The sequence below is a fragment of the Saccharopolyspora halophila genome (assembly GCF_039531955.1).
Lineage (GTDB): Bacteria > Actinomycetota > Actinomycetes > Mycobacteriales > Pseudonocardiaceae > Saccharopolyspora > Saccharopolyspora halophila.
In genome coordinates, this window is sequence record NZ_BAAARA010000003.1 from 92783 (window position 1) to 105643 (window position 12861).

11 protein-coding genes are annotated in these 12861 nt (G+C 69.3%); 4 read left to right on the forward strand and 7 right to left on the reverse strand.

From position 1 onward, the window contains the following. The first annotated feature begins 58 nt into the window (after positions 1-58). The gene (locus tag ABD289_RS05705; protein WP_344127333.1) at positions 59-1330 is read left to right on the forward strand and encodes an alginate O-acetyltransferase AlgX-related protein; all 1272 of its coding nucleotides are present in this window, start codon (positions 59-61) and stop codon (positions 1328-1330) included. Between the two features lie 60 nt (positions 1331-1390). Here the strand turns inward: ABD289_RS05705 and thpD are convergent, their stop codons facing one another. From thpD to ABD289_RS05740, 7 genes are all read right to left on the reverse strand, one after another. Next, positions 1391-2290 carry an ectoine hydroxylase gene (thpD, locus tag ABD289_RS05710; RefSeq protein ID WP_344127337.1) on the reverse strand — a complete coding sequence of 300 codons (900 nt, stop codon included), beginning with the start codon at positions 2288-2290 and terminating at the stop codon, positions 1391-1393. 200 nt (positions 2291-2490) lie between these two features. After that, on the reverse strand, positions 2491-2880 hold the full coding sequence (locus tag ABD289_RS05715; RefSeq protein ID WP_344127339.1) for an ectoine synthase: 390 nt from the start codon (positions 2878-2880) through the stop codon (positions 2491-2493). A 346-nt stretch (positions 2881-3226) separates the two neighbouring features. Further along, positions 3227-4474: a diaminobutyrate--2-oxoglutarate transaminase gene (ectB, locus tag ABD289_RS05720; protein ID WP_344127341.1), complete on the reverse strand. Its 1248-nt coding sequence runs from the start codon at positions 4472-4474 to the stop codon at positions 3227-3229. Positions 4475-4558: 84 nt separating this feature from the next. Then, a complete protein-coding gene (gene ectA, locus ABD289_RS05725) occupies positions 4559-5065 on the reverse strand; it encodes a diaminobutyrate acetyltransferase (protein WP_344128072.1) in 507 nt (168 codons plus the stop codon). A 587-nt stretch (positions 5066-5652) separates the two neighbouring features. Then, the gene (locus ABD289_RS05730) at positions 5653-6429 is read right to left on the reverse strand and encodes a S1 family peptidase (RefSeq protein WP_344127343.1); all 777 of its coding nucleotides are present in this window, start codon (positions 6427-6429) and stop codon (positions 5653-5655) included. A gap of 189 nt (positions 6430-6618) precedes the next feature. Next, a complete protein-coding gene (locus ABD289_RS05735) occupies positions 6619-6918 on the reverse strand; it encodes a DUF3099 domain-containing protein (RefSeq protein WP_344127345.1) in 300 nt (99 codons plus the stop codon). A 125-nt stretch (positions 6919-7043) separates the two neighbouring features. Beyond that, complete coding sequence (locus tag ABD289_RS05740) at positions 7044-7499, reverse strand: GNAT family N-acetyltransferase (protein ID WP_344127347.1); 456 nt, start codon at positions 7497-7499, stop codon at positions 7044-7046. Positions 7500-7901: 402 nt separating this feature from the next. On the opposite strand from ABD289_RS05740, the gene ABD289_RS05745 reads away from it, so the two are divergent. The 3 genes from ABD289_RS05745 (at position 7902) to ABD289_RS05755 (ending at position 12813) form a co-directional block, all read left to right on the forward strand. Beyond that, positions 7902-10712 carry a PQQ-dependent sugar dehydrogenase gene (locus ABD289_RS05745; protein ID WP_344127349.1) on the forward strand — a complete coding sequence of 937 codons (2811 nt, stop codon included), beginning with the start codon at positions 7902-7904 and terminating at the stop codon, positions 10710-10712. Between the two features lie 356 nt (positions 10713-11068). Further along, on the forward strand, positions 11069-12079 hold the full coding sequence (locus ABD289_RS05750; protein ID WP_344127351.1) for a baeRF2 domain-containing protein: 1011 nt from the start codon (positions 11069-11071) through the stop codon (positions 12077-12079). A gap of 164 nt (positions 12080-12243) precedes the next feature. Continuing rightward, positions 12244-12813 carry a DUF421 domain-containing protein gene (locus ABD289_RS05755; protein ID WP_344127353.1) on the forward strand — a complete coding sequence of 190 codons (570 nt, stop codon included), beginning with the start codon at positions 12244-12246 and terminating at the stop codon, positions 12811-12813. Positions 12814-12861: the final 48 nt, after the last annotated feature.

The window sequence follows — 12861 nt, forward strand, 5'->3', positions numbered from 1 at the left end:
CGCCGCGGGTTCGCCGAAGCGCGGGTGGGCGTGGGCCTCGGGTGGATATCGTGGCCCGGTGAAGTCGTCCGAGCTGCCTCCCGCGCACGAGGCGTGGTTGCCGCGGGAGCACCCGTTGCACCGGCCGCGGCACGGGCGGCGGCAGCTGGTGGCGTTGATCTGCCTGCTGGCGTTCTTCAGCGCGCCGCTGTCGAGCTGGTTGTTCGGGGCCAGGGCGGAGAAGGTGGAGAACCGACCGCTCGCGGAGTTTCCCAGCATCACCGAGGGTTTCGGCTTCTTCACCGGGTTGAACGCCTGGGCCACCGATCACCTGCCGTTCCGGCAGGAGGCGGTGCAGGTGGTCGGCGCGATCAGCGGCGGGGTGTTCGGCGAGCCCGCGCAGTTGCACGGGTCCGCGCACGGATCGCCGGTCGGTGCCGGGCAGCCGGATGCGAAGCCGCCGATCGAGGAGAACGTGTTCCCGCCGGTCATCGAGGGCGAGGACGGCTGGCTCTACCTCGGGCACGACGTGTCCTACCGGTGCGTGCCGAAGCGGAGCCTGGGCGAGGTGATCTCCGGGCTGCGTCGCTGGCGGGAGGTCGTCGAGGCGTCCGGGCGGGAGTTCCAGCTGCTCATCGCGCCGGACAAGTCCACTCAGCACCCGGAGCACCTGCCGGAGGAGTACGCGGGTGAGGAGTGCTCGACCGAGCAGCGCGCGGAGTTCTGGCGGCGCGTTCCGCAGGCCACCGGGGCGATCGACATGCGGGCCCCGCTTCGGCGCGCCGCGCAGCGCAACGGCAGGCCGATCTACCACGACATCGACACCCACTGGACGCACGAGGGCGGCATCGCGATGACCCGCGTGCTGGCCGAACGCCTCCAGCCGGGCCTGTCCTCGAGCTGGCGGCTGGCGCCCTCGCGGACCTACTCGCACAGCGCGGACATCCCCGGTCTGCTCGGCAGGCAGCGCGCGGTCCCGATCCAGGCCTACTCGCTGGCTCCCGACGGCGGCGCGGACAACACCCGGTTCCGCGCGAGCGACTTCCACGAGCCGCTGCACCTGGAGTCCGCCGCCAAGCCCGGGATGAACACCCGCCCGGTCCGGATGGTGGGCGATTCCTTCACGCAGTTCGCCAGTCCGTACCTGGCGGCGGTCAACACCGATCTCACCATCACGCACCCGGACAACGTCGCCCTCGACCCGGAGGCCGCGGGGCGGTTGCTCGCCGAGGGCGAGGTGGTGACCTTCGAGCTCTCGGAGCGCTTCGTGGCGGGCGGCCGGTACCCGATGCTGGACGCCGAGGTCGCCGACCGGGTCGGCGCGATCCTGGCGCGGCACCCGGTGGGCTGACACGGCTCGCCTGCCGACGAGCGCGGGTGCCGGGCGGGACGGCCCAGCACCCGGAATTCGTCAGCGCTCCAGCGGGGTGAAGTCCCGCGAGGCGATGTAGGAGGGCCTGCGGGACTTGGCCGCGTACGGCTCGGCGAGCGCGTTCGCCACGCTGTTGAACACCAGGAAGATGTTCGACCGCGGGTACGGCGTGATGTTGTTGCCCGAGCCGTGCATCGAGTTGGAGTCGAACCACAGGGCCGAGCCCGCGGGCCCGGTGAACTGCTCGATCCCGTGCTCGTAGGCGAGCTCGGTGATCTTGTCCTCGGGCGGGACGCCGACCTTCTGGGCCTTCAGCGAGGACTTGTAGTTGTCCTCCGGAGTTTCGCCCGCGCAGGTCACGAAGGTGCGGTGCGCGCCGGGCATGAGCATCAGGCCGCCGTTGAACGGGTAGTTGTCCGTCAGGGCGATCGAAACGCTCACGGCTCGCGGCGCGGGCATTCCGTCCTCGGTGTGCCAGGTTTCGAAGTCCGAGTGCCAGTAGAAGCCGGTGCCGCGGTAACCCGGCATGTAGTTGATCCGGCTCTGGTGCACGTACACGTCCGAGCCCAGGATCTGCCGCGCGCGGTCCAGAATCCGCGGGTCGCGGGCAAGTTCGGCGATCAGGTCGCTGATCCGGTGCACCTCGAAGATGGATCGGACCTCGTCGGACGCGCTCTCGACGATGGTGCGCTCGTCGTCCCGCACCGCCGGGTCCCGCGTCAGCCGCTCCAGCTCCTGCCAGTAGGTCTGCACCTCGGCAGGGGAGAGCAGGCCCTCGATGACGTGGAAGCCCTTGGCGTCGTGGGCGGCCAGCTCCTCGTCGCCGGCCGGTCCGGTGGAGACGCCGGGCCACACGGTCGGATCGGTTCGCTCGATCAGCTCCGAGCTCGCGCCCCGGGACGGGTAGCGGTCCTTGGTCCGCAGATCAGCGATGGTCATAGGGGTGTGCCTCCTTAGCGAATTCCCGCCGGAGCGATCGATGCCTGGGTGGCACCGCCGCCAGTTCTCGGTTCCTCGGTTCAGAAGCGGCACTGCTGTGCCCCGCCTCCGCGCGGGAGCGGAGGCGATACCCGACGACGGCGGGCACCCAGCTTGAGTACCCGCCGCCGTCGTCGGCTATGCATCGTGCGCCGAGGCGCTCAGTCCTCGACGATCAGCGGGTAGACGCCGTTCTCGTCGTGCACCTCGCGGCCGGTGACCGGCGGGTTGAACACGCAGACGGTCTTCATCTCGGTCCTCGGCCGCACCTGGTGCTTGTCGGCGTCGTTGAGGACGTAGATCGAACCCGGCGCCAGTTGGTGCACCTCACCAGTGGCCTTGTTCTCGACCTCGCCCTCGCCGTGGGTGATGAACACGGCTTCGACGTGGTTGGCGTACCAGAAGTCGTTCACCGTGCCGGCGTAGAGCGTGGTCTCGTGCACCGAGAAGCCCAGCTTGTCCTTGGCCAGGATGATGCGCTTGCTGCGCCAGTTCTCCTGCTTGATGTCGGCTTCGGTGTCCTCGATTTCCGAGAGGTGCCGGACGATCACGTTGTTCCTCCAGAGAGTCTTTCTCGTTGTGCACTGCAACCCGGGACGACGTCCCGGCTACAGCTTGCCGCAAAAGCAGCACGGGCCGGGAGCACCGGCCACGGTGTTGCGTGGTTTTAGGAGGGGTTTCGGCTTGCGGTTTGCGTGACGGCGCGGGTAGCGGAACCTCGGACGCCGACGGGCTCCGGGATCCGCTCCTTGAGTAGCCACCTACGCGGCGTCGCGGCTGTCCTCGCCCGACGACGTCCGAGAACCCGCAGCGGTGCGGGCTGAGTCCCGCACCGCATGCGGTTCCACCGCATTCTGAAAAGCCCTCTTCGCTCCCGACCCGCGCGCGGCGGCCGTGTCAGGCCAGCACTTCCTTGACGGAGTCGCGGATGATCTGCAGTCCCTGCTCCAGCTCGTCCTCGGAGATGGTCAGCGGCGGCATGATCTTGACGACCTCGCTGGACGGTCCCGAGGTCTCCAGCAGCATCTTGCGGTCGAAGGCCGCCTTGGAGACCTTGCCCGCCACGTCGCTGTCCTCGAAGCCCAGGCCGCGGGCCAGGCCGCGTCCCTTGGCCAGCGCACCGCCGTGCTCCTCGGCGATCTCGGTCAGCACCTCGCCGACCCGCTCGCCCTTGGCGATGGTGGAGCGCTCGAGCTGGTCGTCGCTCCAGTACTGGCGGAAGGCCTCGGAGGCGGTGATGAACGCCGGGCTGTTGCCGCGGAAGGTGCCGTTGTGCTCGCCCGGCTCCCAGACGTCGTGCTCCGGCTTGATCAGCGTCGTGGCCAGCGGCATGCCGTAGCCGCCGATGGACTTCGACAGGCAGACGATGTCGGGCTGGATGCCGGCTTCCTCGAAGGAGAAGAACGGACCGGTGCGGCCCACGCCCATCTGCACGTCGTCGACGATGAACAGGATGCCGTGCTTCTGGCACAGCTCGTAGAGGCCGCGCAGCCACTCGGGGCGCGAGGAGTTGATGCCGCCCTCGCCCTGCAGCGTCTCCACGATGACCGCGGCGGGCTCGTTCAGGCCGGAGCCGCTGTCCTCGAGCATCCGCTCGAAGTACAGGAAGTCGGGCACCTGGCCGTCGAAGTAGTCGTCGTAGGGCATCGGGGTGGCGTGCACCAGCGGGATGCCCGCGCCGCCGCGCTTCATCGAGTTACCGGTCACCGACAGGGAGCCCAGCGTCATGCCGTGGAACGCGTTGGTGAAGCTGATCATCGACTCGCGGCCGGTGATCTTGCGGGCCAGCTTGAGCGCCGACTCGACGGTGTTGGTGCCCGTCGGGCCGGGGAACTGCGCCTTGTAGTTCAGACCGCGCGGCTGCAGCACCTTCTCGTTGAAGGTGGACAGGAACTCGCGCTTGGCGACGGTGGCCTGGTCCAGACCGTGCGTGACGCCGTCGCGCTCGATGTACTCGATGAGCTTCTTCTTCAGCAGCGGGTTGTTGTGCCCGTAGTTGAGGGCACCCGCGCCCGCGAAGAAGTCCAGGTAGGGCGTTCCGTCCTCGTCGTAGAGGTAGCTGCCGAGGGCGCGGTCGAAGACCGCGGGCCAAGTTCGGCTGTAGCTGCGGACTTCCGACTCGTAGGTGGCGAAGACGTCGTTCACGAAATCCTCCGTTCGGCCGGCGGACACAGGGGTGACCCGGCGCAGGTGGTGAAAGCTTGGTGCGTTCGTGCGCACGTGCGGTGGCTATCGGGCTCCGGCCTCTGCGGCGGCGGCCGCCGGCTCGAACGGCCCGATGCGGTACAGGTCTTCCCCGACGTGCGCGTCCGGGAAGAGGTCGGCGGTGAACAGCTCGCTGCTCTCGATGTTCGCCGCGCGCTCGCGCGCCAGTGCGGTGAACAGCTTGATCGAGGCTGAGTTGTCCGGGGTGATGGTCGTCTCCAGGTAGCGAACACCGCGAGGCCGCACCCGGTCGACGAGGTGGTCGAGCAGGCGGCCTGCCACGCCACCACCGCGCTGGGAGGCATCGACGGCGATCTGCCACACCACCAGGGTGTCCGGGGCGTCGGGCCGGATGAACCCGGTCACGAACCCCACGACCGCGCCGTCGACACGCGCTACCGCGGAGGTCTGCGCGAAGTCGCGGCACCACAGCAAATATGCGTAGGACGAGTTCACATCGAGCACTCCCGAATCACGGGTGATTCGGTAGAGCTCTGGGCCGTCCGCGACGACCGGAGCGTCGATCTCCAACCGTCCGGCTGAACCGCTCTTGCCATTTCGATCTTCGCTGTTATGGCTCGGTTTGTCGCCGGTCATGCTTTGCCAACTTAACAGAACATCCGTAACGCGTCAGGTTCTGATGCGTTTCACGCTTCATCTACCAGGCAATTCTCGATATTACACGTGAGAAGCACTACAGAAGCGTTGATTTGCCATCCAGCGCGGTGTTACCAAGCAGGTGTGCGCAATTGCCGGACAATTTCCGGCACATTCTGACCTGCGCAAACCCCAAAGATTTGCCGCTCAGCGGCGGGGGCGGCAGGAAAATTTCCGGTGTGACCCACGTTGCAGCAGCGCTGCGCGGCGGAGCGCAGCGAGCGGGCGCACCCGGTTCGGAACGTCGCCCCGAATCCGAATGCGCCCGCGCGTGTCGCGTGCGGCCCTACGGGCCGTTCCGGCGTGCGGCGGCGGGTCCGTGCTGCGGTGCGGGGCTCGGCCGGCACCGCAGCGGGGCCTCACGCGTCGGGCGAGGGCAGCCGCGGCGGCGCGTGCCGGCCGAGCTCGCGTCGCGGAACACCCGGAGCCCAGTCACGCACGCCGAGAACTGGGACATCGCCTCACACGCCCGCGATCGAGGAGATCCAGTCGCGGTACTGGGTGATGTTGACGTAGGCGGTGTTGCTGGCGCGGTCGCTGGTGGAGGCCACGCCCACCTGCGTGTCGCCGGCGAACATCGGACCGCCGGAGTCGCCGCCCGCGGGGATGCCGTCGCCGTACTGCGCGCAGATGGCCTTGCCGCCGCGGTAGTCGGTGCAGTCGCCGTTCACAGCGGTCACGTTGACGTCGGCGACCTTGAGGATCTGCGACTGGCATTCGATCTCGGGCCGGTCGGTGCAGGTCGCGCCCCAGCCGTAGGTCTGCACGGTGTCCCCGGTGCCGACCGTGCCCGGGTCTCCGAGCGGGGCGTAGTCGGTCTGCACCGCGTGGTCGATCTTGACCACCGCGACGTCGGCGGCGTCGTGGATGTGCACCTCACCGGGCACGGCGTCGGCGTGCTCGCCCTTCGACTGGTCCACATCGCCGATGTTGAAGCTCAGCCCGTTGCCGTCGGTGGCGTCGGCCACGCAGTGCTGCGCGGTGAGGATCCACTCCGGCGCGATGATCGACGCGCTGCAGGTCTGCTGGTCGTCGACGAATAACCGGGCCGCCCACGGTGCGCTGTCCACCTCGCGGCCGTCGATGATCGTCGGGGAGACGTCCTGCGCGGACACCTCGGACGGGGTGCTGCTTGCCTGCGCCGTGTCCACCGGGTCGGCCAGCGCCGGAGTCGCCGCGACGGCCCCGGTCACGAGGAGGCCGGCGGCCAGGCCGGTGAGATTGCGTGCGAGCGACACGTGATTCTCCTTCGGTTGGCTAGCGAAAACCGAGACCGAGACTCACCGGCCGAGGGGCGGGAGTCCATCGGCTGGGCACAACTCGCCAGTCCCCCGGGAATTGCCAGAACACGGATTTCCGCCGATGGCGGGGCCGTTCGCGCGCCCGCCCTGTGGAAGTTCGCGGAATTCCGCGGGTCGACCGGGAAATCACTCGTCGTCGCTGCGCCCGAGGGCGCGTCGCCCGCGCCCGACCGGACGGCGCGGTTCCCGCTCCCCGGAGCGGTCGTTGGCCAGCACCACCGCGAACCACGGCAGCGCGCCGGTGACCGCGATGATCATCAGCGCCAGCACCCAGTGGTGCGCGAGCAGGCCGGCGGCGGTGAAACCGACCAGGTGCACCACCATCAGCACCGCGTACGTCCGCTTGCGGCGCCGCTGCTCTTCCTCGAACGACGGAGCCGCGTCGGTGATCACCACCGGGTTCCGCTCGCGCCGCCTGCGTCGCATGGCCACCTCCGCGCCGACCCCAGGGTCCTCCTGCGCGGGCGCGGGAGCACTAGCGCGAACGGGTCAGCGCGGCTCGTGGGAGCGCTGTCTCGCTCGAATCGGTGCGGTGGGCTCCCGGAGCGAGTTCAGAGCTGGAGGGTCATGAAGACGCTGTTGGGGTCTTTCCGGTAGTCCGCGAAAGGTTCGCAGAACGAGAAGCCGTGCTTGAGATAGAGCCGCCGGGCCGCGTCGAAGAAATCGCTGGAACCGGTTTCCAAGCTCAGCCTGGAATAACCCATGAGTTTCGATTCGCCCATGATGTGCTGCAGCAGCCGGGAGGCGATTCCCCGGTTCTGGTGGGACGGGGCGGTGCGCATCGATTTGATCTCCGCGTGCTCGAGATCGATTTCCTTGATCGCGCCGCAGCCGAGCACCGTCTCGTCCTCGCGCGCGACCCAGAACGTAACCCCAGTTCGGCGCAGGGCGCTGAGCTCGAGGGCGTGCGTGCTGCCGGGTGGGGACACCGACTGCATCTGCGCGATGTGCCCGTGCAGGAACGCGACGATGTCCGGGCTGGACAGATCATCGACGGAGATTCGCACGAGCCCCCCAGCAAATTCACGATCAGTTTGTCGCTCGACCCTATAGCGTTCGTCCGGGGGCGGTCCACCGTCGATGTGCCGCGTGGTCGAAGACTCCCCGAATAGCGGAGTTTCGCAATGTTCGTTGTATTTTCGCTGGTCTCGGCACCAAATTCCGGTGCGTCCCGATGAGGCGCAGCGGATGCGCCCGCCGCCCGCGGTGAGAAGGCACTGGTCAGGTGTCTCCGCGCAGTTCTCGCGCTCGCGAGCGCATCGTGGCGAGGGCTCGGCTCGCGAACCGCCCGCTTGTCCCGTTTGGTGCGAATTGGGGAATTCGCTGGCTTTCGCGGCGGGTAGGCGTCATGCTGCGCCACAGCGCTCGGCCGGGATGAGCTCGGAGGCGTTCGACTGGGGGTAATCGCGATGTTGGTCGTCAACGGCGTCCGTCCGCTGGTGAGCGCGGTGCTGTGCCTGCTGCTGGCAGCCGGCGCCCTGACGGCGGCTGCGCCCGCGGCGACGGCGGCCCCGTCGCTGCCGCCCGGGTTCGTGCTGCGGGACCAGCCCAGCGGGCAGGACGCCTACGACCTCACCGACTTCACCTACCTGCCGGACGACAGCACGATCAGCACCGGCAAGCAGGGCGAGGTCGCCTGGGTCTCGCCCGGCGGGAAGGTCAACACGCTGGCCACGTTGCCCGCGGACACCTCGCAGGACCTCGGGCTGGTCGGCATCGCCGCCGCCCACGACTACGAGACCTCGCGGCACATCTACCTGGCGCGCGCCGTCCCGGACGGCGCCGACGGCCACCTGTTGCGGCTGGCGCGCTGGACGGTGCAGGGGAGCCCGGAGCCCACCGGGATCACCGACGAGCAGGTGATCTTCGAGATCCGGAGCTTCTCCGACGTGCACGGGCTCACCGGCATCATCGCGGCCCCCGACGGCACGCTGTGGGTGTCCACGGGGGACATGTCCGACTACTGGCGGACGGACCCCGCCGCGTTCCGGACCTTCGACCTGGACAGGCCCCAGGGCAAGATCATGCACATCAACCCGGACGGCACCGGCGTGGCGAGCAACCCGCACTACCAGGCCTCCGCGCCGTCCTCGTGGCGAAGCCGGGTCTACGCGCGGGGATTCCGCAGCCCGTTCCGGTTCGCCCTCGATCCGGCCACCGGGACGCCGATCGTCGGCGACGTCGGCTACGGCTCCTGGGAGGAGATCGACGTCGTGCGGCCCGGCCAGAACTACAAGTGGCCGTGCTGGGAGGGCGAGCACCGGACGCCCGGCTACACCGATCGTCCCGAGTGCGACAACGTCGCCAACACGCCGCCGGTGTGGGAGTACCAGCACGGCAGCGGGGTCGACCAGGGAAACAGCGTGACCGGCGGTATCGTCTACCAGGGCGAGAGCTACCCGGAGACCTACCGCGGTGCGTACTTCTTCGGCGACTACACGCAGAACAAGCTCTGGAGCCTGCGGCTGGACGCCGAGGGAAATCTGGTCCAGGAACCGCAGAGCCCGCCGCTGGGCACCGACATCGGCGGGCCGGTGAAGTTCGAGGCGGCACCGAACGGTGACATCGTCTACGCGGACATCAACAGCGGTTCGCTGCGCAGGCTGAGCTACTCCGCGGCGAACAACCCGCCCACCGCCGAGGCCACCACGAGCACCGACCCGGCCACCCGCACGGTCACCTTCGACGGGTCGGGCTCGATCGACTTCGACGGCGACGCCCTCAGCTACGAGTGGGACTTCGGCGACGGCGGCACCGCGACCGGCGTGCGGGCGACGCACACCTACGAGCCCGGAACCGAGCGCTTCACGGCTCGGCTGACCGTGCGCGACTCGCTCGGTGCCGCGGACAGCGTCGACATCGTCGTGGTCCCGTCGAACAACTCGCCGGAGCTGACGCTGACCCCGCCGGCCCAGGAGGACTTCGCGGTCGGCGAGGAGATCGCGCTCTCCGCGGCGGCCACCGACGCCGAGGACGGCCCGCTCGCCGTGACGTGGAGCAGCTCGGTGGTGCACTGCGGTGAGGAGACGACCTGCCACAACCATCCCGGCCCCGGGGGCGAGGGCGGTGAACTGAACTCCGCGTTCACCGCGCACCCGGACTCCAGGATGGAGTTCACCGCCGAGGCGACCGACTCCGAGGGCGTCGCGGTCACCAGGACCTACGTGGCCCGGCCGCGGGAGCACCTGCTGAAGCTGACCAGCAACGTCCCCGCGGTGCTGCAGATCCCGGTCGAGGGCGGCGGGAGCTCGGCGATGGTCACCGAGGGCGCCGAGCTGGACGTGCTCGCCGCGCAGACGGCCACCGACGGCGGCTCGACCTTCCAGAAGTGGTCCGACGGCCCGACCTCGCGGTCCAGGGTGATCACGATGGGCTCCGGTGACCGGACGCTGAACGCCGAGTACCTCTCGCCGATCGCGCAGCGGTACAACGCCGAGCCCGGACTGCGCGACGCACTGGGCGCGCCGACCGGTCCTGAGGTGGTCGACGGGCCCGTGCACCACCGGTCCTACGAGAACGGCAGGCTGTACTGGACCGCCGAGACCGGGGTGCACGCGCTGCGCGGCGGAAACCTCGCCAAGTTCCTGGATCTCGGCGGGCACGCCGCTCTCGGCGTGCCGACCACCGACGAGCGGGCGACGCCCGACGGCGTCGGGCGCTACAACCACTTCAGCGAGGACGCGTCGATCTACTGGACGCCGGACACCGGATCGCACGCCGTCTGGGGCGACATCCGGGTGAAGTGGGCGGACCTCGGCTGGGAGCGCGGTCCGATGGGTTATCCGACCACCGACGAGACGAGGACGCCCGACGGGGTCGGCCGGTTCAACCACTTCAGCAAGGCAGCGTCGATCTACTGGACTCCCGGCACCGGAGCGCACGGCGTCGCGGGCGCGATCCGCGTGGAATGGCGGCGGGTTGGTTGGGAGACCGGTCCGATGGGTTATCCGACCACCGACGAGACGAGGACACCGGACGGCGTCGGCCGGTTCAACCACTTCAGCAAGGCAGCGTCGATCTACTGGACGCCGGGCACCGGAGCGCACGAGGTGCACGGCCGGATCCGCGAGCGGTGGGTGGCGCTGGGCTGGGAGCGTTCGTACCTGGGCTACCCGACGACCGGGGAGTTCGCGGTCTCGGGAGGCAGGCAGAGCAACTTCCAGCACGGCTACGTCCGCTGGTTCGCGGCCAACAACACGGTGATCGACCGCCGGTACTGACGCTCGACAGCGCGGCTCAGGTCGCGCAGCGGCGGATCATTCCCGGCCCGGTTGGCATTCCTGCTGGTGGACGGCGATCCCCGGCCGCAGTGGACGAGCTGGCAACTCGCCGGGAGCGCGCCCGCAAGACGCTTGACCGCGCGCCGCCCATCGCGCTGCTCGCCTTGCGGCTCAGCGCAGCGCACCGACTCCGGGAACGCCGGCGCGAGGACCCCTATCCGGTTGGAATGCGCCCCACGCTGCGGCTCGCTCCACGTCGCATCGGCCTGGCTCGTGGCATCGTGGCGGAGGAGTCGATGTTCGACCCCCGCTTGTCGGTGAAGGGAACGAGAATGGATCTGTCTCGGCTGAAACCCGTGTACGAGCACGAAGGGCCGTTCGCCACGGTCTATCTGGAAGGACGTGCGCCCGGTGAGGACGCCGGGTCGCAGATGCGGCTGCGGTGGAAGGCGTTGCGGGAGCGGTTGGTCAAAGCCGGCGCCACGAGCGGGGCGCTGGAGGCGATCGATTCCGCGCTCGAGCGCGAGGAGCCAGGTGAGGAGCAGGCCGACGGGCGCGTGCTGGTCGCCTCGGCGTCCGGGATGGCTCTGGACGAGCCGTGGGACGCGGCGCTCGGCGCGGGCGATGAGGCGCATTGGAGCGTCGTGCCGGAGCTCGGTGCGCTGGTGCGCGAGGAATGCCGTTCGGTGCGGATGCTGGTGGTGATCGCCGAGCACCAGGGCGCGCAGCTGCGCCACGAAGTGGTGGCCGAGCAGCACGTCGCCCGCGAGGTCGAGACCGAGAGCGTCACCGGCGGCGACGACTCCGGGACGCACAAGCCGCGCGGTGGGGCGTTGTCCCACAAGAAGATCCAGCGCCGCGCCGAGCAGACGCTGCAGCGCAATGCCGAGGACGTCGTGGCGCACGTGCAGAGCGTCGAGAACTCGTTCCGTCCGCGGCTGCTCGTGCTGGCCGGTGAGGCGCAGGGACGCACGGCGCTCCGCGACGCGCTGCCCGAGAACTTCGCGGGAATGGTCGCCGATGCGGAGCGGGGCGATGCCCAGGACGAGGGCGGCGAGGCCGCGCTGGCCGAGCAGCTGCGCGAGATCGCGGAGCGGGAGAGCACCCGCACCGCCGAGTCCCGAGCCGAGCAGCTCAACGCGGGGTTGGCTCATGGGCAGGCCGTGCACGGTGCCGACGCGGTCGCGAAGGCCGCGGAGATGGGCGCGGTCGAGACGTTGCTGTTCGAACACGAGTCCGCGGGTTCCCGCGAAGCGATGTTGATCAAGACCTGCGCCGAGACCAGCGCGCATGCCGACCTGGTCCCCGATGGGACGGGGCTGGCCGACGGCGTGGGGGCGCTCTTGCGCTTCCCGGTGCAAGGCTGACCGAGGTTGACCGAGTCCCGCGCCACCGGGGCTGACGGAGCATTTCCCGCGAAGACGAGCCGCAGCTCTCGTCCGTGCGGTGAGCATCTCCTCACGGGTCCTCGCCGATCGTCGAGCCGCATCCGGTAGCCGGACCCGGGTGGAAGGCAAGGAGGTGATGAGCCGTGTGGGCTCAGTTGGGAAGTTCGTGGAACACGATCTCAGTGGTCGTGGTCAGCACCGTCAGCGTGTACCTGGCGTTGATCCTGTTCTCGCGGATCGCCGGGTTGCGTTCGTTCGCCGAGATGACGAACTTCGATCTGGCAGCCACGGTCATCTTCGGGTCGATGGCCGCGACGACGGCGGTGAGCACCTCGACGTCGTTGGTGCAAGGTGTGGTGGCGCTCGCGGTGCTGTTCGTCGTCCAGGCCTTGATCGCCTACTTGCGCCGGCGGAAACGCGTCGAGCGGGCGATGGACAGCCGACCGCTGTTGCTGATGGATGGCCCGGAGGTGCTCACCGAGAATCTGGCGCGCGCCCGCATGACCGACGACGACTTGCGCTCGAAGCTGCGGCTGGCGGGAGTGGCCCGGGTCGAGCAAGTGGCCGCGGTGGTGCTGGAGACCACGGGAATGGTGTCGGTGATCGCGGTCGACGGGCAGGGCCGGTCGCTCGACCCGGCACTCCTGCAGTCGGTCAACGGGGCCGACCGCCTTCGGGCGGCATCCGCGGAGGGGAACTCGTCCGGTTCGTAGGAGATCGGTCCGCTGGTGCCCCGGGCCGCACATGCCTGGAGAGTCCCC

What these genes read in the sequence shown, in the direction of transcription:
- thpD (WP_344127337.1), bottom strand. Translation starts at nt 2,290, where the DNA reads ATGACCATCGCTGATCTGCGGACCAAGGACCGCTACCCGTCCCGGGGC.
- ABD289_RS05735 (WP_344127345.1), bottom strand. Translation starts at nt 6,918, where the DNA reads ATGCGACGCAGGCGGCGCGAGCGGAACCCGGTGGTGATCACCGACGCG.
- ABD289_RS05745 (WP_344127349.1), top strand. Translation starts at nt 7,902, where the DNA reads ATGTTGGTCGTCAACGGCGTCCGTCCGCTGGTGAGCGCGGTGCTGTGC.